We start from the raw sequence: 21,465 nt of genomic DNA, 5'->3' as shown, positions 1-21,465 counted from the left end.
GAGAATTTCTATTAATATTTTTTAAGTTTAGAATACCAGATTGGGCGCTAACGACTAGTGCGCTTTCAATACAGGTGTTTTGCAATGATTTGTGAGACAAGATGAGGGAGTGAGGGAGATGAGGGAGGGAGTGAGGGAGTGAGGGAGGGAGGAAGTGAGGGAGATGAGGGAGATGAGGGAGATGAGGGAGATGAGGGAGTGAGGGAGATGAGGAAGAGACTCCTAATTTTGAATTTTGAATTTTGAATTTTGAATTGATTTCTCCCCTCTCCTCCTTATCCCCTTGAGGCGGAGTTGACAACTCCCTTTAGTATAAATACGTATTTTACAAAATCTTTACAAAAGACTGAAAAGACTTATAAGTAATTTTGCTGAAAGGATAGAAGAATCAAAGTAAGTTGTAGGAAGAAAAAATAGCAAAATGTCCCGATTAAAAGGTACTCAGTAGGAATTGTTCAATAAAGTTTAAAGTGTTATTCTCCAGTTTAATTATGTGGAGCTTTTTTTATTATGGTTTCATATATAACTCCGACTCAAGGTAGCATTCCTGGGAGTTCTGATTCTGAAGTTGAGAAATTGGAAAAGAAGGTCAATGAAGCTAGTTTTGGGCTTAACTTGATATCGCTTCCAGCAACACCCCTATTTGGCACAGATGGTATTCGGGGACGAGTAGGAGAATTGCTGAGTGCGCCTTTGGCATTACAAGTGGGCTTTTGGGCAGGTACTGTTTTGCGTAGCCATGTTTCAAACCCAGGACCAGTTATCCTTGGACAAGACTCCAGAAACTCCAGCGATATGCTAGCGATGTCCTTGAGTGCAGGGTTAACAGCAGCAGGGTTAGAAGTTTGGTATTTGGGACTATGTCCTACTCCCTGCGTTGCATATCTCACCAGCGTCACCGATGCCATCGGCGGAGTGATGATTTCTGCTAGCCACAACCCGCCAGAAGACAACGGCATTAAAATTTTTGGCGCAAATGGGATGAAACTATCCCAAGGGTTGCAAACAGAAATAGAAGCTGGACTGCGTGGTGTGGGTTCTGCTGACTGTAGTAATTGCGGACGGCATTACTCGCGTTTGGACTTAGTAGAAAATTATGTTGAGGCGTTGAAAAAACCCCTGCACGGTGCCATGAATTTTCAGGGCATGAAAATTGTTCTAGATTTGGCATGGGGAGCAGTCGTTGGTTTAGCACCATCCGTATTTACGGAGATGGGGGCAGAAGTCATCTGCTTGCATAACGAACCGGATGGCGATCGCATCAATGTCAACTGCGGTTCAACTCATCTGGAAATTCTGCAAGCAACGGTACAAGAACACAATGCTGACTTGGGCTTTGCCTTTGATGGCGACGCTGATCGCGTTTTAGCTGTAGATAACACCGGTAGACCAGTCAATGGAGATTATATCCTCTATTTGTGGGGACGCAGCTTGCAACAAAACCAAGAACTGCCCCATAATCTGATTGTTTCCACTGTCATGGCAAACTTAGGTTTGGAAAGGGCTTGGAAGCAAATCGGTGGTCAATTTATTCGTACAGCAGTAGGTGATCAGTACGTTCAGGCGGAAATGCTGGGAACTGGAGGAATGCTAGGCGGTGAACAATCTGGTCACATTCTTTGCCGTCACTATGGTATTACTGGAGATGGCTTGTTAACAGCCTTACATTTAGCAGCTTTGGTACAAAGGGCAGGTGTTCCTTTATCAGAATTGATGGATCAAAGCTTTCAAACGTATCCGCAACTGTTGCGCAACGTGCGAGTCGAAGACAGATGCAAGCGTTTGCGATGGAAAGACTGCCAACCTTTGCAACAGGCGATCGCCCGCGCCGAAGCAGCAATGGGAGATTCTGGCAGAGTTTTAGTTCGTGCCTCCGGGACAGAACCACTCATCCGAGTTATGGTAGAAGCCGAAGCAGCCGAACTTGTTCATTACTGGACAAATGAATTAGTGACGCAAGTCCAGCAACACATAGCAGCTTAAAAATAATCCCTCATTAGATATATTTAACTAGTTAATTCTCACTTGCAGTCAAGAAACTCTGCAAGTCAAGAACGAAGCCCGCCGACGCGGGCTTCGTTCTTTTACTCATATGCCAGCATCACCAAGTTGAGCAATCTCTTGGTTCAAGCTGTCCAGTTCTTTCTGTGTCATACTCAACCTCAAGACTGACACTAACTCTCTGGCTACTTGTCTGTCCTTACGCGCAATCCACAGCGCAATCTGCCCTGCTTTACTTCCTGGAACATCACTTAATATAGCTATACTTTTTGTTCTAATAATTAATCTAGTTACGAACCAAATGACTTGCAGCTCAACCGAGAAAATTTCGTTAATGGGTATTTGCACTTCTTTTATGGGTGACTTGAACACACCCATAAGACCATCTTTTACTTGAAATTCAAGGATCAGTCCGGCTTCATTTGCTTTAGCTATGCCGTTGGCTTCAGCAAAACCTTGGTATACATTTGCGATTGAGAACGGAAGACTAATAAATTGCGGCATGATTAACCTAAATTGTAATTTAAATTTGGTAAGGATAAAGAAGCATAACCTTTTAGCTGAGTTCTGCTTTGATTATCTTTCAAGTCTAAACCTGTAATTTAGATTGGAACTGGTTTAGCGCCTTGTTAGATTGCGTTCAGTAATTCAGTAAATCTCAGCATATAGTGCTATTAACGAATTTCCAAACTCCTTTAGAATAACTTCCACATTCTGTATGTAATTAGCAAATAACATTTAGTAAATAAGTGAATATACTTAAATAGCTTTATAAATAAAACAAACTTACGCAAAAATGTCGAAAAGCTTAATTTATCAAATTGCCAAGACGCCTTAGACGCGCAGCGGCGTGCCGTAGGCTAGAACGCCAAGAATTTGTAGAGTGTGCGTAAGTCCTATAAAAATAATAGTCACTCTAATAGAAAGGGGAGAGGCAAGTGTAGCTATTGTAAAGGCAGCATAGCTACAGGGTGTAATGCCTATAAAAACTTTTTTGTCAGTTTCTAACTGCCTAGTTATTTGTGCTGTGCTGTACTATAGACTTCCAGCCCTCAAAGGTATAGGGGGAATATTGCTTGACACACTGCCTTTCTAAAAGCACAAATATTGTAAAATTTATATAAAAATTTTCTAATTAAATTTAAAGTTTTAAGGGTAAGATTTTATTAATATAAGCATCTGCACTGTACAAACGTCATCTTTGCGTCTGTACTCATATCCAGGTTTTAGAAAATTTTGATAGTCCTCATCCGCTCAAAAAGTTGTATATTAGCGTAGCGGCTCATGCTTGTTTTTGTCATACCCCTCAAAAGCCCGCAAGCTTCCAAATCTTGGGAGCTTGTAACCAAGTTATTTGAAAGAACCATTAAATCAATTTGCAATCAGACTTCATCAGACTATAGGGTGATTGTTGTTTGCCATGAGCGACCACGGGTGGAATTTCATCATCCCTACGTTAGATATATTGAAGTTGATTTTCCACCAGCAAACGAGTCTGACGCCTTTTCTAAAGGACATACTGACAAAGGACGAAAAATTCTCAAGGGATTAATTCATGCTCAAGAATTTTCTCCAACTTATACTATGACAGTTGATGCTGATGATTGTGTCAGCAAGTATTTAGCAGAATTTGTCAGTCAAAATAGTAATTGTAATGGTTGGTTTATCAATAAAGGTTATAAGTATCAAGACGGCAGTGATTTTGTATATGTTAAAAGAAGAAATTTTTATAAAATTTGTGGAAGTTGCAATATTCTCAGGTATGACTTGAATAATCTACCTCAGAATCCAGAGTACAACCGTGGTTATGGTTACTATAAATTCTATGTTGACCACGAGAAAGTCAGAGAAACTTTAGCTAAAAATGGGAATCACCTCCAGCAATTACCATTTCCAGGTGCCGTTTATATTGTTGCCACCGGAGAAAATCTTTATTACGGAACAACCAAGCTAACATTTAATATATTCAATCGTAAAGGCTTGAATCAATCAATTCGCGAAGAATTTAATTTATATCCATTGAATAAAAATTTAGTGAGAACAGAACCGCTATATTCAAGATAATCTGTAACAATAAAGCGATCGCTCACAACTTAACGGGCATATTTACCGACGAAAGAACCCAGAACTCACCGAATGAAAATGAGCAGGGAGGTTTAAAATCGAGATCTCATTCTGATTCCCAGCTGCGTGTATAGCGCCCCTAAATTCAATTAGGGAGGGAGAAACGAATTCTTTCCTTACTCAATCCCCCAAATTTCTATCTGGGGATATTCTGCGTTCTGCATTCTGTATTCTTCTTAAAGCGCCGCCATGCTGACAGCAAAGCTAAAATCCAAGAAATACAAAAAAGCCAAAAAACAGCAGCAAAAGGAAACTCCAACCCTTAGCCTCAAAGAACGTTTAGCCCAGAAGCGCAAATCTGCACAAGCACGGAAAGAATTCACCAATTTTTTAATCCCCGTTATTGTTGGCGGTATCTTCTTTGGCATTCTCATGGCTTTTGTCGGTGGAATTAAGGCAGCAGTCCCAGGTTTATTGGGAATTATTACTATTGCTTTGTCCTACAAATATCCCCGTCAAGCCCTTTTTGCCTTCCTGATTTACGTGCCGTTTGGCGGTACCATCACCTACTACATTGGTAATAGTCCCATACTTCAAATAGCTAAAGACTCCTTCTACATTCCAGCACTGATTGCAATTTGGCAAATTTGTCGTAAGCAGCGGCTACCCCTGATTATTCCCCAAGCCATTAAAACTCCACTGTTTATTTTGTTGGGCATATGTCTGCTCACACTGGTATTTGTCAATGGAGGACAGCAGTTCAACCCGCCCTCCACTCAACTATCGGATAATTCAGAGCTGGAAATACCGATAGGCATGGGAATACTGGGTTTGAAAGTACTTTTGGGCTATGTACCCCTAATAGCTTGCGCTTATTATCTCATTCGCAATAAGCGAGATTTCCTATTTTTATCGCGCCTACAGGTTGTCCTCATATTAGTGTGCTGTGTCCTAGGACTTGTTCAATACCTACTATTATCAAGAGGGATATGTCAAGGCACTAGATATTTAGAAGGAGCAGCCCAATTCAGAGCATCAATTGAAGCGCGTTGTTTCATTGGTGGTTCTCTCATTTATAGTCCTGATCAAGGGGTCATTCGTCTACCAGGAACCTTTGTTGCGCCTTGGCAGTGGGCATGGTTCTTAATTTCCAGCACCTTTTTTGCCTTTGCCTGCGGCTTTAGTGATCCTTCTAAAACTTGGCGGGTTCTCAGTTTAGGTTCTATGGCATTAGTCTTTATCAATGCAGTTGTCTCCGGGCAGAGAATAGCCTTAGCATTAGTGCCTGCATGCTTTGTCGCTTTGCTCTTGCTGACTGGTGAAATTCGCAACCTGAAACGATTTCTCCCTATAGGAGTCGGACTCGTCATTATTTTAGGAATTGCAATGGTAGCTAATCCTGAAATCGTAGGACAGAGGATAGAAAGTTTGAACGCACGCTGGCAAGCTTCACCGCCACAAGAGTTTATTGTGCAGCAATTTAATGAGGTCTGGAAAAATTTAGATGGACCCTTAGGAAATGGTTTAGGACGTGCTACTAACTCTGCCCGTTTGCTAGGTCAAACCAAACTGGTGGAAACCTACTATCCTAAAATACTTCATGAAATTGGACCATTAGGACTGCTAGGGTTTCTTGCTTTAGTCACAACTTTAACAATTGTGTGCTTCCAAACTTATCGTTCAGTCAAAAATCCTATTTTCCGCAGTTACGCAGGTGCTTTGTGGGTCTTCATACTATTTATGAGTTACAACACCTACTATTATCCTTTGGACGTTGACCCGGTAGCTGTCTATTACTGGTTTTTTGCTGGAGTCCTTTTGAAATTGCCAGAAATAGATAAGCAAGAAAGACTCGTAGAGGCACAAGCAAAAGGAGTGCGGAAGAAGAAGATGAGGGAGATGAGGGAGATGAGGGAGATGAGGGAGCAGAGGGAGATGAGGGAGCAGAGGGAGAACTAATGACTAATGACTAATGACTAATGACTAATGACTAATGACTAATGACTAATGACTATTAATATGAATTTTCCTTTAATTTCTGTGATTATCCCCACCTACTGTCGTGAGGAACCACTACGCGATAGCATTGCTGATATCCTGAAACAGGACTACCCAAATTATGAAGTTTTGGTTGTGGATCAAACCCCGAAACATGATCCAGAAGTTGAAGCTTACCTGGAGGAATTAACCGCAGCCAGTAAAATAAAACGGTTCCGTTTAAATTGGGCAAGTTTGCCAGGGGCGCGGAATTATGCAGTGCGGCGGGCAGCAGGTGAGATTATTTTATTTATTGATGATGATGTACAGTTACCAGATGGATTTTTAGCAGCGCATGCAAAAAACTATTTGGAAAACCCAGAAGTGGGGGCTGTTGCTGGACGCGTATTTGACAGAATGAAATTAGGTGATTCTGGAGGAAAATTACAGATTGAATATCTTCCTCCTCAGGCAATGGATCCAGGAATTGCTTGGTATTATATAGATTTGGTGCATACAATAAAACCCCAAGAAGTGCTAACAGCAAGGGGTTGTAATATGTCGTTTCGCCGGGAAATTTTTACCAAATACGGACTGAGATTTGATGAAAGATTTCGTGGTAGTGCAGTGCGAGAAGAATCTGATTTCTGTTTAAGATTGCGGCAGACTGGATATAAAATTTGGTACGATCCAGATGCACATTTGGTGCATCTTGGAGAAGAAACGGGAGGTTGCCATGATATTAGTATGCGCTCTCTAAAATATCAACTCACTTTCTACCACAACCATTTCTTAATGGGGCTGAAAAACCTCACCGCTACCCAAGCGTTACGCCTCTACGCCCGTTTATTTGACTGTCACGTTCTCGGACGCCCTCCTTGCCACAAAAGCGGTTCTCCCATCAAAATTCTCACTCGCGGCGTTTTCTACTCTTTAGGTTTTTTGAAAGCTTTAGGTACTGTCATTCAATCAATTTGGAATGATGGTCAAATTTACACTCGCATAGATGAACAAGTTAAAAGTGTTTAAACCATAGATAAACACGAGATTTACACAGATATCTTTCTCATGTATTATCTGTGTGCATCTGTGTCCATCGGTGGTTCCATATTCCCAATTGCCTATCTTAAATATCAATGAGAATTCTCGTAGCAAGTCACACTTATATAGTAGACCTTAACTGTGAAAAATTGCGCATTCTGTCTCAACTAGAACCTGAAATTGAAGTAACAGTTGTCGTACCAAAAAAGTGGAAACCTGGCGGTGTTCAGAACAAAATAATTGAAACTCAATACCGTGATGAAGGCAAATTTCGCATAGTTCCGGTTTCTAACTTTAGTCAAAATCATCAAGGGCTGCTGACTTTTGGCGCTGATTTGATACCTTTGTTAGGAAAGTTCCGTCCCCAAATTATTCAAGTAGAACAAGGGTCTAGGGGGCTGGCTTATGCTGAGATGATTACTTTAAATCAGCTATTAGGACTCAAGGCAAAAAATGTATTTTTTACCTGGTGGAATCTGCCCTATAATCTGAAATTTCCAGTTTCTTTATTAGAAAAATATAACCTAACGCACAGCCACGGTATTATTTCAGGGAATCAAGATGGTGCAGAAATTTTACGGCAACAGGGATACAAAGGACAAATAAAAGTAATGCCCCAACTGGGTGTAGATGAAACTTTATTTACTCCCACACCACAGCCAGAATTAGCAACCAAGTTAGGAATTGAACCACATGATTTTGTTGTGGGATTCGTCGGGCGTTTTGTTCAAGAAAAGGGATTACTAACTCTTGTGAATGCCTTAGCTAGCTTGAAGGATAAATCTTGGAAATTTCTACTTTTGGGGCGTGGTTCGTTGCAATCAGAATTAATGAATCAAGCTGCAAAACATAATATTCAAAACAGAATCATTTTGCTAGAAAGCGTTTCACATGATGAAGTGCCAAAGTATATTAATTTAATGAGTACTTTAGTCTTGCCATCGGAAACAAATTACAAGCTTAAAAACATAACTTCTGTTGGTTGGAAAGAACAATTTGGTCATGTGCTTATTGAAGCAATGGCTTGCAAAGTTCCTGTTATAGGTTCCCATTCCGGTGAAATTCCTTATGTGATTGGAGATGCTGGATTAATATTTCCTGAAGGAGATGCCAAAGCACTTGCTGATTGCATAGTTCAATTGATAAAAAAACCTGAATTGGCTAAAAAATTAGGCGAAATGGGTTATCAAAAAGTAATGACTCAATACACAAATAAAGCTTTAGCAAAACAGCAATTAGAGTTTTATAAAGAACTTGTGAATAGTCATTAAATCTTTTGCCGAAGTCAATGTCATGAAAATGAAACCACAGATTAACACAGATGCACACAGATAAATTATCTGTGTTAATCTGTGTGCATCGGTGGTTCTAAATTATCATTTTATGACTTTTGCAAAAAGTTTATTTAGTTATTATACCAATCCTAAATCATAAGCTCTACGGGCACGCTACTTGGAACGTGAACAATAAGATTCCCGACTTCTTTAAGAAGTCGGGAATCTGAACCAATGAATTTTTAATGACGAATGACTAAATATGCGAGTACTACAAATTGTTCCCTCAATTTCTTTAATATATGGCGGTCCCAGCCAAATGGTACTAGGGCTATCTTCTGCATTGGCACGGCAAGGAGTAGAAGTTACAATTCTGACAACTGACAGTAATGGTGATACTGGTCAAGAACCCTTGGATGTTCCTTTAAATACCCCAATCGAACAGGATGGCTATAAAATAATATACTTCCGTTGCGCCCCTTTTCGTCGCTACAAATTCTCTGTTGACTTACTCAAATGGTTAAATGTTCACGCCCATACATTTAATTTAGCTCATATTCATGCTCTATTCTCCCCTGTTAGCAGTGTTGCTGCAACCATTTGTCGTCGGCAAAAGCTACCGTATATTTTGCGTCCTTTAGGGACTTTAGACCCAGCAGATTTACGCAAAAAAAGGCAATTAAAACAGCTTTATGCGGCAATTTTAGAACGTGCAAATTTAGCTGGTGCAGCCGCCATTCACTTTACCAGTGTTCAGGAAGCCAAAGTATCAGAAAGATTTGGAGTCTCTACACGAGATTTAGTGATTCCTTTAGGTGTCAACCCTCTTGAGATAGGGGAAAAGGAGGTGCGTAGTAAGTTGGGTATACCTAAGGATGTGCCGTTGGTGCTGTTTATGTCTCGTATTGACCCAAAAAAAGGGTTGAATTTGCTGCTTCCAGCATTAGAGACGCTTTTAGCTGAAGGGTTAAATTTTCACTTTGTTTTAGCTGGGACGAATCCCCAAGACCCAGGTTACGAAGAAAAGATAAAATTACAGATCAAAACTTCACCACTGCGATCGCACACAACTATCACTGGCTTTGTTATAGGTGAATTAAAATCTGCCCTTCTCCAAGCTGCTGATTTATTTGTTTTGCCGTCGTATTATGAAAATTTTGGGATTGCTGTAGCCGAAGCGATGGTATCAGGAACGCCAGTAGTCATATCAGACCAAGTGCATATTTGTCAAGAAGTCCGTGATAGCGAGTCGGGATGGGTGGGTGCAACAGATGTATCAGACTTGACGGAATTACTTCGCATAGCTTTACAAAATCCCTCAGAACGTCAACGACGGGGACTATATGCTAAAGAGTATGCATTGAAAAATTACAGTTGGGATGCGATCGCTCTTCAAACCATTGAAGCGTATAATCAAATCTTGTCCCACTTGGACGTAAAATAATAAGTCTGTTTGTGCAACTTTGCACAAGCTAAAATTTTGTTTCATTGAGCTAAACCCCAATCGGCTAACCGGGGTTTTGTGGCATCATGGCAAGATAGAATACATATGCCTTTCTGAACTACAGGGAATCTCACATGGCTCTCCATTTAGGCGATACAGTACCAAACTTTACCCAAGCCTCCTCCACCGGAGACATAGACTTTTACCAATGGGCTGGCGACAGCTGGGTTGTACTTTTCTCTCACCCCGCAGACTACACACCTGTTTGCACGACAGAGTTAGGACAAGTCGCTAAGCTAAAGCCAGAATTTGACAAGCGCAACGTTAAAGTGATAGCTCTCAGCGTTGATGATGTTGAATCCCACAAAGGATGGATTGGAGACATTGAGGAAACTCAAAACGCTACCCTCAACTATCCAATTTTGGCAGACGCGGATCGCAAGGTTTCTGACCTTTACGACATGATTCACCCCAACGCCAATCCATCTTTGACTGTGCGTACAGTCTTCATCATCGACCCCAACAAGAAACTGCGTTTGAGCTTAACTTATCCTCCCAGCACTGGACGCAACTTTGATGAAATTCTGCGAGTGATTGATTCGCTACAGTTGACTGACAACTACAGCGTAGCGACACCGGCAGATTGGAAAGATGGCGATGATTGCGTCATTGTTCCTTCGCTGAAAGATCCAGAAGTGCTGAAGGAGAAATTTCCCAAAGGGTATGAGGAAGTCAAGCCTTACCTGCGCATGACTCCTCAACCTAATAAGTAAATCCTGAAAGATTTCGCGCAAAGACGAGCCAGCGCTGCAGGAGGGTTTCCCGACAGCAGGCGACTGGCGTTGCAAAGGCGCAAAGTTATTCTTTGGCGTCTTTGCGTTTTTGCGTGAGAATAAGAAATAAAAGCCAGCTGGGTAGCAATACATTTCGGTTAATGATGTTCCGTTCTAGGAGATCCCCCAACCCCCTTAAAAAGGGGGCATATTTAGAGCAGGCGATCGCATTACCAGCAAACCTGCAAGGTTATCGCTTTGAGGACGGGTTGCTGGGAGAGATTATGCAAGATGTGGGTAAAGAGCAGGGATGTTTGCCACTGTTGCAGTTTGCCCTAACAGAACTTTGGGAGAAACGAGACAACCAAAAGCATCAGCTAACAGTTGAGCAGTATCGGACAATGGACGGTGTGATTGGTGCGCTAGATCGTCACGCAGAAAATATTTATCACAGTTTCACACAGCAGGAACAGGAATGGATTAAGCGGATATTCTTGAAGTTGGTGCGAACGGGTGAGAGAGAAAAGGATACAAGGCAACGGCAACCTAAAGCCAAACTGTTAACCATTGGTGGTAACAATATAATCAGCGATGTTTTGGATGATTTGATTCAAGGACGGTTGCTGGTAACTGGGCAAGAAGAACGTGAAGGAGAAGCCTGAGTTGATTTGGCACATGAAGCCTTAATGGAGGGATGGCAACGCTTTACCCAGTGGCGAAAGGAAAATAGGGAACTACGGCGATTGATTGACAGGGTGGAAGATGCTTTTCAGGAATGGATGAAGAATCAGCAAGATGAGAATTTGATGATGGGGGGATTGCTTAGTCAAGTGCGGAAGCAATGGCAAGAACTAGAACCAAATTTGTTGCCCTCAGTTGCAGCATTTTACCAGCTAAGCATTGAGGTACATAACCGTCAGATAGAAGAGATAACAAGTAGCCAGCGAATCAAAGATGATTTTTTAGCTGTTGTGTCTCACGAACTGCGTACCCCTCTAATTTCTATTCTTGGCTGGATTTCACTGCTCCGTAACCGAAAGTTAGGTGAAGCAACCACTGCTCATGCATTCGAGACAATTGATCGCAATGCAAAACACCAGGCGCTGCTAATTGATAACCTTATTCATATTTCAAACCTTAAAGCACGTCGCTTGAAGCTAAAACAACAAGAATTTAATTTGACTCATTTGGTCAATAGAACTATTGAAAGCGTTCGCCCGAAGGTAGAAGCCAAGAATTTAGCATTGAATGTTTGTGTAAATTTGCATAACTCCCGCATTATCAACGATCATGTCCATCTTCAGCAAATTTTATTCAACCTACTATCCAATGCCATCAAGTTTACTCACTTGGGCATCGTGTCGGTAGAGATATATGAATTTTCTCTAGACGAAATAGTGATAATGGTTAAAGACACTGGAATTGGTATCCCTGAAACTGAACTACAAAACGTTTTTGAGCAATTCCAACAGGTGGATATGACGACATATCGTAGATACGGTGGTTTGGGTCTTGGGCTAGCTATTACAAGCCATCTTGTACGCATGATGCAGGGAACAATTACAGTTGAGAGCAAGCTAGGGGAAGGATCTGCATTTCGAGTCCAGTTACCTCGCCGAGTGTCTCCAGGTATGTAGAACTGCAAAACTTTGCTCCAACTTGTCTGCGATCGCCTCCGCCACCATTTACAGGTTATTTGTAGGGGCACGGCAATGCCGTGCCCCTACCGCGTGTTGCATCCAAAGGACAACCGCTATAGGGATTGGGGTAGAGACACGGCAATGTTCCTTACGTCGTCGTACCCTTACACCAAAAAGAAATTTGGTTAAAATCGACACAATATATGAATACGTTTATCTAACCATGCCCTATGATCCGCGAATACATCACCGTCGTTCTATTCGCCTAAAAGAATATGACTATACTCAACCGGGAGCGTATTTTGTCACCCTCTGCACAAAGGCGCGGCAATGTCTATTTGGTGATGTGGTCAAGGGCGAAATGCGATTAAATTATTTAGGACATATTGCCTTTAACTGCTGGCAGGCGATTCCCGAACATTTTCCCCATGTTGAATTAGATACCTTTGTCCTGATGCCCAATCATCTGCATGGGATTTTGCTGATTACCGACATATCTCTAGGGGCACGGCATTGCCGTGCCCCTACGATAGAACAATTTGGCAGACCTGTGTGCGGTTCTATCCGTACGGTAATTCGTTCATATAAAAGTGCTGTCACCAAACTGATTAATGCTATCTGCAACACAAAAGGCACATCATTAATTTGGCAACGTGATTTTTACGAACACATCAACCGCGATCAAGGATCTTTGCACAATATCCGACAATACATTGTCGAAAATCCTTGGCGTTGGGCAGAAGATCCAGAAAACCCTCAGCATTATCCTGAAAATCAGGAATTTCTGTTAGATATACCTTTCTAAATCATTATTGGGTTATACATGGCATTGTCGGCACACGCCAATCTTCCCTAAAGAAATTGTGACAAGAAATTGTGACGCCATCACGATTGTAGGGGCACGGCATTGCCGTGCCCCTACAGACCGTATCTATCTACCTCTTTCCTGCTGTGACCAAATGCGCGTTGGCAATCCCCAAACGTAGATAAAACCTTCCGCTGCCTTATGGTCAAATGTATCCTCAGCACCGTAGGTTGCCAAGTCGGGAGTATACAGCGAATTATCAGAACTCCGCCCAACGATGGTAGCGTTGCCCTTGAAAAGTTTCACCCGCACAGTTCCAGACACTCGCTCTTGTGTCTTTTGAATAAAGGCATCCAATGCTGTTTTTAGAGGACTGTACCACAGACCGTTGTAAATTAATTGGCTGTAAGTCTCCTCAATACCACGCTTGTAGTGCGTAACATCTGCGGTCAAAGTCAAGCTTTCCAAATCGCGGTGTGCGTGAATTAACACGAGCAAAGCAGGCGCTTCATAAATTTCCCGCGATTTGATACCTACCAAGCGATTTTCTACCATGTCGATGCGTCCAACACCGTGATTCCCAACCACTTGGTTAAGTTGTTCAATCAGTTCAACTGGGTTGATGAATTCACCATTGAGGGTGGTAGGAATTCCTCTGGAAAATCCAATTTCAACGTACTCTGGCTTATCGGGAGTGTCGGCGATCGCCTTCGTCATTGCATAGATTTCTTCTAATGGTTCCACATTAGGGTCTTCCAGAACGCCTGCTTCTATACTGCGACCAAGCAAATTACGGTCAATGCTATAGGGTGAGGATTTTTTGACTGGCGAGGGGATACCATACCGTTCCCCGTAGGCGATGGTTTCCTCGCGGCTCATTCCCCATTCCCGTGCAGGGGCAAGTATCTTGATATTGGGATTTAGTGCAGCAGTCGAGACATCAAAGCGCACTTGGTCGTTACCTTTGCCAGTACATCCGTGAGCGATCGCATCAGCACCGTATTTTTCTGCTGCTTCTACCAATGCTTTGACAATCAACGGACGCGCAAGGGCAGTACTCAAAGGATAACGATTTTCATACAGGGCGTTTGCTTGAATTGCCGGAAAAGCGTAATCTTTCACAAAGCTTTCTTTGACATCCACTACCAGCGATTCACTTGCTCCAGATTTCAGAGCTTTTTCTCTGACAGGTTCTAATTCATCTCCCTGTCCTAAATCTGCCGCTAGGGTAATGACTTCTTCTACGCCCCACTCATGCTTGAGGTAGGGGATGCACACCGAGGTATCTACACCACCAGAATAAGCTAAAACAACTTTCTTAGCGCGCCCCATTTGTTTCTCCAGTTGACAAAACAGCACAATGAGTCATTATTATCTAACTTATTTAATACATATTAAAATTTTTTACTAAATGTTACATATTATACACATTAACTGAAAGCTCTACTATGAAATGAGATGTACAAATAGGTGATGTCTTATGTCTCTCACCGTTAAAGACTTGGAAAAACTGCAAACCCAGCTTAGCGAAGCTCATCTTGACTACCAACTGGAACTGATAGATGGAAAGATAATTGTCATGGATCCATCAGATATTGTTTCTAGCGAGATTGGGGTTGAGTTTATCAGAGTTTTAGCCAACTGGGTTAAACCTCGTAAATTGGGGCGAGTCTTTGACTCTAGTGGTGGATTTATTCTCCCAAACTCAGATTTAACTGCTCCCGATGTGTCGTTTGTTTCTGCTGAACGTCTGCGACGCAGTCCCAGGTATTTTGGTGAGTTAGTTCCAGATTTGGTAGTAGAAATTAAATCTCAAAGTGACCGGATTAAACCGCTCAAAGAAAAAATTCAGTCATTCTTAAGCATGGGGGCGCGTGTTGGGATACTAATTGATCCTGATAAGCATACTGTGACTATCTATCGTACAAATGCCGAACCAGTTGTGCTAACTGATGGAGATATTTTGACAATTCCAGAACTATTTCCCGATTGGAAAGTGGAAATTTCTGAACTTTGGCCAGTTGAATTTGAATAACTTAATTTTAAAGAGACAAATTTTTAACAGACAACATTGAGACTAAATCCTGCTTAAACAAAGGATGAATCGGAATCGCTGCACTAGAGTTGCGGCTAGTTAACTGCAATGTGATTTCGTTGATACCAAAAGTTTGCTGTAGATGAGTTTGTAATTGCCCAAGCAGGCGATCGCGTTCTTCAATAGTCGTACAATCCACAGTTAGATGAGCGCAAAGCATGATCTGCTCTTTGCTAATTCTCCAAACGTAAAGTTTTTCTACCTGCAAAACTTTAGCAAAAGACTTGAGAGAGATTTCCACAGCACTTGGGTTAATTGATTTTGGTGCATACTCCAAAAGAATCGAGAGACTTTCTCGTACAAGCGGCAAAGCACTGATACCCATCAAGCTAGCAACTACTAAGCTAATAGCCGCATCTGCCCATAACCAATTCCAAAAGTGAATCGCGACAGCAGCAACAATCACACCCAAAGAACTAGCAGTATCAGCGATGATATGAAGCCAAGCACCCCGTAGATTTAAGTCGTTATGAGAGTGGGGATGCAGCAAAGTCATGTTGAGCAGATTGACGATTAAACCTACCACAGCTACTGCTAGCATTGGTAAGCCAGAAATTTCTTCCGGACTCCCCAACCGATGAATTGCTTCCCAACAAATGAAAATAGCAATCACAAGCAAACTTAACCCATTCACCAAAGCCGCCATAATTTCAATGCGGCGATGTCCAAATGTTGCCCGACCAGCAGCAGGTTGCTGTGCTAACCAACTGGCAAACAGTGATATTCCCAAAGCAGCGATATCAGAAAGAATGTGTTCTGCATCTGCCTGTAGAGATAAACTTCCGCTCCATAAACCGACACTCCACTCAGCAACAAAAAACCCAGCAAGTAAACAAACAGTTATTGATAAAAGTTGAGTTTTTCGACTGTTTTGAGTTCCATCGGCGGAACTATCTGAACACTCGCAGTTGTAATGTTGCTCTAAAAGCATGACCCAAATAACCCTATATAAATTACATCTCTAACATGAACAATGCTTACCATAGCTTGATTTCTAGGCATTGCTAGACAATTGACGTTTGATATTGCAGTACGAGTTCCATGATGTATCTTTTAGAACATAAACTCTCTTGACTTAATTTCACAATGGCTTTACGCCTGCTTTATAACAATTTATTACGAATAGATTCATTTTTACGTATCATTTATAAATATACACTGTTAGTTTATACTCAGTGCTTAACTAATATAGTACACAAGGTCAATTATGCTCCGTTCACACATCAAATGGCTCATACCAGCAGCCTTAGCTTTCGGTGGTTTCGGGTTAAATGTGCAAAGCGCGAGCGCGCAGGCTACATATGATACCTATGAATTTACTGCTAACTACAAGACATCAGTCGAACTTCAGCCCTTTCTACCGGAACAGAACATCACAAGGGCAACCATCACAGGTGAGAGTACTGATGCTCTTTACGGATTGACTAAATTTACTAGCAATACTTACGGACAGTCTGAGCCTCGTGGAGCTAACACATTCACCAGATTTAATTCAGATCCAGCCACATTTGGCATACAAGGCGAAGTACTTGGCGATATATACTACGGCGATGGTCCCAATCAGTTATTTGGACTAGCAAATGACAGCGCTGAAATTAACCCCATCGAAGGCACAATTAAGGGTGGTGGTACGATAACTATCACTGGTGGAACGGGCGTATTCCAGAACACCACAGGCAAAATAGATTTTACTCAAGAGGACAGACTTGGCCCACCAGGAGCTCCTTCTACGGGTAACGCTGTACTGAAATTCTCCTTAAAGACTCCTCGGGCGGTTCCAGAACCAACAGCCACCACAGCATTAGTTGGCGTGGGTGTACTTGGAGCAGGTGTTCTGCTACGCAAACACCGTCGTAAAGCGGCTTCCAACTAAGGAAAACAACTCACTGCATTATATAGCGGTTCTCACTTTGCTTAAATACCGCAGGAACTTTACCTCCCAATTCTCCTCTTTGCAAGATCCAAAGGGGGAGTATTTTCTCTCTTAAGGGCAGGTGTTTTGAAAGTTATCAGCAAAGCCTATATTTTCGTTCAAAAATTTTTCTTTGCGTCTGGGTTTCTCCGCATCTCCACATCGGTCAAAACGCAAAATCTGTAAAACCTACCCTTGAAACGAGTATTTTCTCCCCTCTTCGCTTGCACCCTTTGGGGTAAGGTGTGGGGTAAAAATTGTATTGCATCCAAATGCAAATCGCCATAATCCTCATCTCAACCACCTCCGCCCTAGAAGAACTAGGGTGGTTTTGCTTTAAGGAACAGTCTTGTAGTCACTGCTGTCCTATCCTGGAGATGGGCAATACTGATGTGGGTGAGACTGTGTTTTTTAGCGTTGTGATTCCGACTTACAATCGTAAGCCAATTTTGGAAAAGTGCCTCAGAGCTTTGGAGGCACAGAAGCTAACTGATGTAGAGACGAGAGGTGGCGCGTCTTATCAACAAACATTCGATGGCGCGTCTCTACAAGGTTACGAGATTGTCTTAGTGGATGATGGCTCTACTGATGGGACATTGGAGTGGTTAGAAGCAAACAAACAGGAGTTTCCCCATGTGCGAGTGTTTCGTCAAAATCATGCAGGACCTGCAGCAGCGCGAAATTTGGGAGTAGAAAAGGCACTAGGAGACACTATCATTTTTATTGATAGTGATTTAGTGGTGACAGAAAATTTTCTACAAGCTCATGAGTCAGCACTGATGCAAGGAAAGGAGAAATTGGGAGGCGATCGCTTCTTTACCTACGGTGCAGTTATTAATACTTGTAATTTTGACAATCCGACATCTGAACCATACAAAATAACAGATTTTTCCGCCGCCTTTTTTGCCACAGGTAATGTAGCCATTCCCAAGCATTGGCTGGAGAAAGCCGGGCTTTTTGACACACGTTTTCAACTTTATGGTTGGGAAGATTTAGAACTAGGTGTCAGACTGAAAAATCTTGGTTTAAAACTGATTAAATGTCCTGCTGCCGTTGGATATCACTGGCATCCACCTTTTACCTTAGAACAAGTTCCCCGCTTAATTGACAAAGAAATTCAGCGCGGACGCATGGGAGTTTTGTTTTATCAAAAGCACCCCACTTGGGAAGTGCGAATGATGATTCAAATGACTTGGTTGCATCGCTTACTTTGGGGAATCCTGTCAGTGAATGGCATCCTTAATGAACGTACAATGGCTCCATTTTTACAATGGTTAATTAATTTAGGTAAACCGCAGTTGGCGTTAGAAATTGCCCGAATTTTTCTAAACTGGTATAACGTCAAGGGTGTCTATGAAGCGTATACCCAAATGCAAAAGCCAGCTTGATAAGAGGCGAGGGGCGCAAGCTATTGCATTGGTAAAGATGATGTAGTAATTTCTTATTTTGAATGTCGTATTTTCTCCACACTCCCAATTCCCCAATCGCTGCCACAGCTATGCTACTCTAGTATGGTTAACTAATCTCGCACATCCAGGAGTTCGGGTGTTTCCTGCTTTGGGAGATACGCCTGGGTGGAGGTTTAACCCGAATAGGAGTAACAAATATGCCAGTCGTTTCATTGGCTCAAATGATGGAGTCAGGAGTTCACTTTGGGCATCAAACCCGTAGGTGGAATCCAAAAATGTCTCCTTATATCTACACCTCTCGCAACGGAGTACATATCATCGACTTGGTGCAAACTGCCCAGTTGATGGAAGAAGCTTATAGCTATATGAGGTCACAAGCTGAGGCTGGCAAGAAATTCCTGTTTGTTGGTACCAAGCGGCAAGCAGCAGGAATTATTGCCCAAGAAGCTGCCCGTTGTGGTTCTCACTACATTAACCAGCGCTGGTTGGGTGGAATGCTCACCAACTGGACGACTATCAAAACTCGGGTAGACCGCCTGAAAGATTTGGAACGCCGGGAAGAAAACGGCGCTCTCGATTTGCTGCCCAAAAAAGAAGCTTCAATGCTGCGTCGGGAAATGGCGAAGCTTCAGAAATACTTGGGTGGGATTAAAACCATGCGGAAAGTTCCTGATGTAGTGGTGATTGTAGACCAACGCCGGGAGTATAACGCAGTGCAAGAATGCCAAAAGTTGGCAATTCCGATTGTGTCCATGCTGGATACTAACTGTGACCCGGATGTAGTAGATATTCCCATTCCGGCAAATGACGACGCCATCCGCTCGATTAAGTTAATAGTAGGCAAATTGGCAGACGCCATTTACGAAGGTCGTCACGGTCAATTGGATGCAGAAGAAGAATACGAAGATTACGAAGGCGCTGAGGGAGACTACGACTACGACGAAAGCGAAAGCGACTACAGTGACTTGGGGATTCCCGACGACGAAGAAGAAGAATAATCGGTGCTCAGCAGTCAGCGCGAATCAGGGCTTTCACGCGCCTAGGCAACTGGTGAGTCCAGTCCTGTCCCTTTCAAGGACATACCCGATAGCCCTCCGGGTATGCCTTCGGCACGCTACGCGTTGGCGGAGCCTGCGCTTTGCGCTTACGCCAGTCGCCTGCGGAGGGAGACCCTCCCGCAGCGCTGGACTCACCGTAAGGCGTGGTCGTTCCCACTAGGGCGTTGCTGAGTGCCGAGTAAAATAGTAGTACTTGGTACTCTAGAGTACTACTTATTCATCAGTCCTTAGCTACAGGTAAAATCCTAAGTTAGTGGTGAGTGCTGAGTAGAAATAACTCAGCACTTATGATTCATTGCTCAGGATTTTCTGAAACCCAGGACTCTAAACTTTATTTGAGAGCGATTAAAACTGTCAGTCAAGTTAGGAATTGAGGCAACATGGCGGAAATATCTGCAAAACTTGTCCAAGAGCTACGTCAGAAAACTGGTGCTGGCATACTGGACTGCAAAAAGGCGCTGAAAGAAACTGATGGTGATATAGAAAAAGCCATCGAGTGGCTGCGGCAAAAAGGCATTGCCAAAGCCGAGAAGGTAGCAGGACGTACTGCGGCAGACGGTCTAGTAGACACGTACATTCAACCCGGAGGTGAGGTTGGTGTGCTCATAGAAGTCAACTGCCAAACTGATTTTGTTGCCCGTAACGAGGCTTTTAAAGCTTTAGTTCAGAACTTGGCGAAGCAAGCAACAACCGCCGAAAGCCCTGAGGCTTTGTTGACTCAACCTTACATTGAAGATGAAAGTCTAACGGTCGAAGCTGTTATTAAGCAAATGAGCGCCCAGTTGGGTGAAAATATCCAACTGCGTCGCTTCGCCAAATTTGCACTAGAAGGCACACAAGGGGTAATAGACAGTTATATTCATACCGGCGGTCGAGTTGGTGTGTTAGTGGAACTAAGCAGCCAAAATGCAGTAGCGAGTCGTCAAGAGTTTCAAACTCTGGGACGCAACTTAGCGATGCAAGTTGCAGCTTGCCCAAATGTTGAGTATGTCAACGTAGACCAAATTCCCGCTGAAGTTGCCCAAAAAGAAAAGGATATTGAAATGGGGCGGGATGACTTGGCGAACAAGCCACAGAACATCAAAGAAAAGATTGTTCAGGGACGGATTGAAAAACGCCTAAAAGAACTGACTTTGCTGGATCAACCTTATATTCGTGATCAGAGTATCACAGTGGAAGAATTGATTAAGCAGACTGGATCACAACTGGGCGAAAGCATCTCTGTTGCTCGCTTCGTTCGCTATATCCTGGGCGAGGGTATTGAGAAGGAAGAAAGCAACTTTGCTGAAGAAGTCGCTGCGCAAATGGGCAGCAAGTAATTTAGTCATTTGTCGTTAGTTTTGGGCAAAAGACAAACGACTATTTCCAAGACAGGTCAGGCAAGCCAAGCTGACCTGTTTTTCATTCACGGTCAAATTAATGTCAGATTTTTGTTTGGACTTTGGTAATAAACTTTACCACTATTTGCTGAGCGTTACTATAGATTAGAGTTCCTATCTCTGTGTAAATCTAAAATTCAACATTCAACATCTAAAATCTAAAATGCTTTGGATGGTTATTTTAAACTAAAGTAGTACGTTTATACCAATATAAGGTTTAGATGGGCAATAGCAAGAAGATATGGCGAAAGCAATTGAGCGAATTGAACGGGATATTTTAGCACTAGAAGAAGCGATACAGGCGATCGCAAAAGAACTCCAAACCGCCTATACCAATTATCTCAGCGCCTTGGGGGAAACCGTACGCAAGCAGCTAATTCTGGCGACATATCACCTGTGTACTCAAGGGTATCCGGAAAGCTTTTTGAATTTGTCATTGCATCAGCGGCAACAATTGCAACAAGCCATCCGCAAGTTGGGTCAACAGACAGCCGAACAATTACAAAATCTCATCAACCCAAGTGAACAGCAGGTAGCAGAGGAAGATGAGGAAGATGAGGAAGATGAGGAAGATGAGGAAGATGAGGAAGATG

The 21,465-nt window shown here is 42.6% G+C and carries 17 protein-coding genes and 2 pseudogenes; 16 read left to right on the top strand and 3 right to left on the bottom strand.

Going from position 1 to position 21,465, the window contains the following annotated elements:
- Positions 1 to 510 precede the first annotated feature (510 nt).
- A complete protein-coding gene (gene glmM, locus ACM0OZ_RS37070) occupies positions 511 to 1,983 on the top strand; it encodes a phosphoglucosamine mutase (protein WP_414587835.1) in 1,473 nt (490 codons plus the stop codon).
- A gap of 105 nt (positions 1,984 to 2,088) precedes the next feature.
- Here the strand turns inward: glmM and ACM0OZ_RS37065 are convergent, their stop codons facing one another.
- A complete protein-coding gene (locus ACM0OZ_RS37065; RefSeq protein ID WP_414587834.1) occupies positions 2,089 to 2,505 on the bottom strand; it encodes a hypothetical protein in 417 nt (138 codons plus the stop codon).
- A 780-nt stretch (positions 2,506 to 3,285) separates the two neighbouring features.
- Between ACM0OZ_RS37065 and ACM0OZ_RS37060 the strand changes: the two genes are divergently transcribed.
- The 9 genes and pseudogenes from ACM0OZ_RS37060 to ACM0OZ_RS37020 all read left to right on the top strand — a co-directional run bounded on the left by ACM0OZ_RS37060 (position 3,286) and on the right by ACM0OZ_RS37020 (position 13,019).
- A complete protein-coding gene (locus ACM0OZ_RS37060) occupies positions 3,286 to 4,065 on the top strand; it encodes a glycosyltransferase family 2 protein (RefSeq protein WP_414587833.1) in 780 nt (259 codons plus the stop codon).
- A gap of 249 nt (positions 4,066 to 4,314) precedes the next feature.
- Entirely contained in the window at positions 4,315 to 6,024 is a 1,710-nt protein-coding gene (gene hpsL, locus ACM0OZ_RS37055) for a hormogonium polysaccharide biosynthesis protein HpsL (protein WP_414587832.1), read from the top strand.
- Between the two features lie 60 nt (positions 6,025 to 6,084).
- Complete coding sequence (hpsN, locus tag ACM0OZ_RS37050; RefSeq protein WP_414587850.1) at positions 6,085 to 7,071, top strand: hormogonium polysaccharide biosynthesis glycosyltransferase HpsN; 987 nt, start codon at positions 6,085 to 6,087, stop codon at positions 7,069 to 7,071.
- Between the two features lie 107 nt (positions 7,072 to 7,178).
- Positions 7,179 to 8,354, top strand: coding sequence for a hormogonium polysaccharide biosynthesis glycosyltransferase HpsO (gene hpsO, locus ACM0OZ_RS37045; RefSeq protein ID WP_414587831.1), 1,176 nt, complete (start codon positions 7,179 to 7,181; stop codon positions 8,352 to 8,354).
- Between the two features lie 265 nt (positions 8,355 to 8,619).
- Positions 8,620 to 9,801, top strand: coding sequence for a hormogonium polysaccharide biosynthesis glycosyltransferase HpsP (gene hpsP / locus ACM0OZ_RS37040; protein ID WP_414587830.1), 1,182 nt, complete (start codon positions 8,620 to 8,622; stop codon positions 9,799 to 9,801).
- 134 nt (positions 9,802 to 9,935) lie between these two features.
- Positions 9,936 to 10,574 carry a peroxiredoxin gene (locus tag ACM0OZ_RS37035; protein WP_414587829.1) on the top strand — a complete coding sequence of 213 codons (639 nt, stop codon included), beginning with the start codon at positions 9,936 to 9,938 and terminating at the stop codon, positions 10,572 to 10,574.
- A 161-nt stretch (positions 10,575 to 10,735) separates the two neighbouring features.
- Positions 10,736 to 11,362 (top strand): annotated as a pseudogene (locus tag ACM0OZ_RS37030) (hypothetical protein); the annotation flags it as partial.
- Positions 11,354 to 12,211 (top strand): sensor histidine kinase, encoded by an 858-nt coding sequence (locus ACM0OZ_RS37025; protein WP_414587849.1) that lies wholly within the window; start codon positions 11,354 to 11,356, stop codon positions 12,209 to 12,211. The pseudogene ACM0OZ_RS37030 and the gene ACM0OZ_RS37025, both read left to right, overlap by 9 nt.
- Before the next feature lie 226 nt (positions 12,212 to 12,437).
- Positions 12,438 to 13,019 carry a transposase gene (locus tag ACM0OZ_RS37020; RefSeq protein ID WP_414587828.1) on the top strand — a complete coding sequence of 194 codons (582 nt, stop codon included), beginning with the start codon at positions 12,438 to 12,440 and terminating at the stop codon, positions 13,017 to 13,019.
- A gap of 126 nt (positions 13,020 to 13,145) precedes the next feature.
- Here the strand turns inward: ACM0OZ_RS37020 and ACM0OZ_RS37015 are convergent, their stop codons facing one another.
- Complete coding sequence (locus ACM0OZ_RS37015) at positions 13,146 to 14,351, bottom strand: argininosuccinate synthase (protein ID WP_414587827.1); 1,206 nt, start codon at positions 14,349 to 14,351, stop codon at positions 13,146 to 13,148.
- 148 nt (positions 14,352 to 14,499) lie between these two features.
- Between ACM0OZ_RS37015 and ACM0OZ_RS37010 the strand changes: the two genes are divergently transcribed.
- Positions 14,500 to 15,054 carry a Uma2 family endonuclease gene (locus tag ACM0OZ_RS37010; RefSeq protein WP_414587825.1) on the top strand — a complete coding sequence of 185 codons (555 nt, stop codon included), beginning with the start codon at positions 14,500 to 14,502 and terminating at the stop codon, positions 15,052 to 15,054.
- 7 nt (positions 15,055 to 15,061) lie between these two features.
- On the opposite strand, the gene ACM0OZ_RS37005 is transcribed toward ACM0OZ_RS37010, so the two are convergent.
- Positions 15,062 to 16,045: a cation diffusion facilitator family transporter gene (locus tag ACM0OZ_RS37005; protein ID WP_414587824.1), complete on the bottom strand. Its 984-nt coding sequence runs from the start codon at positions 16,043 to 16,045 to the stop codon at positions 15,062 to 15,064.
- Between the two features lie 276 nt (positions 16,046 to 16,321).
- Here ACM0OZ_RS37005 and ACM0OZ_RS37000 point away from each other — a divergent pair, with 276 nt between their 5' ends.
- From ACM0OZ_RS37000 to ACM0OZ_RS36980, 5 genes and pseudogenes are all read left to right on the top strand, one after another.
- Entirely contained in the window at positions 16,322 to 16,987 is a 666-nt protein-coding gene (locus ACM0OZ_RS37000; RefSeq protein ID WP_414587823.1) for a hypothetical protein, read from the top strand.
- Positions 16,988 to 17,403: 416 nt separating this feature from the next.
- Positions 17,404 to 18,414, top strand: coding sequence for a glycosyltransferase family 2 protein (locus tag ACM0OZ_RS36995; RefSeq protein WP_414587848.1), 1,011 nt, complete (start codon positions 17,404 to 17,406; stop codon positions 18,412 to 18,414).
- A gap of 218 nt (positions 18,415 to 18,632) precedes the next feature.
- The gene (rpsB, locus tag ACM0OZ_RS36990; protein WP_414587822.1) at positions 18,633 to 19,433 is read left to right on the top strand and encodes a 30S ribosomal protein S2; all 801 of its coding nucleotides are present in this window, start codon (positions 18,633 to 18,635) and stop codon (positions 19,431 to 19,433) included.
- A gap of 440 nt (positions 19,434 to 19,873) precedes the next feature.
- On the top strand, positions 19,874 to 20,812 hold the full coding sequence (tsf, locus tag ACM0OZ_RS36985; RefSeq protein WP_414587821.1) for a translation elongation factor Ts: 939 nt from the start codon (positions 19,874 to 19,876) through the stop codon (positions 20,810 to 20,812).
- Positions 20,813 to 21,113: 301 nt separating this feature from the next.
- A pseudogene (locus ACM0OZ_RS36980) lies at positions 21,114 to 21,465 on the top strand (primosomal protein); the annotation flags it as partial.

The organism is Scytonema sp. PCC 10023, from assembly GCF_963920835.1.
Taxonomy (GTDB): Bacteria; Cyanobacteriota; Cyanobacteriia; order Cyanobacteriales; family Nostocaceae; genus Kalymmatonema.
The sequence above is the reverse complement of the archived record's forward strand: the minus strand, read 5'-3'. Positions and strand labels throughout refer to the sequence as shown.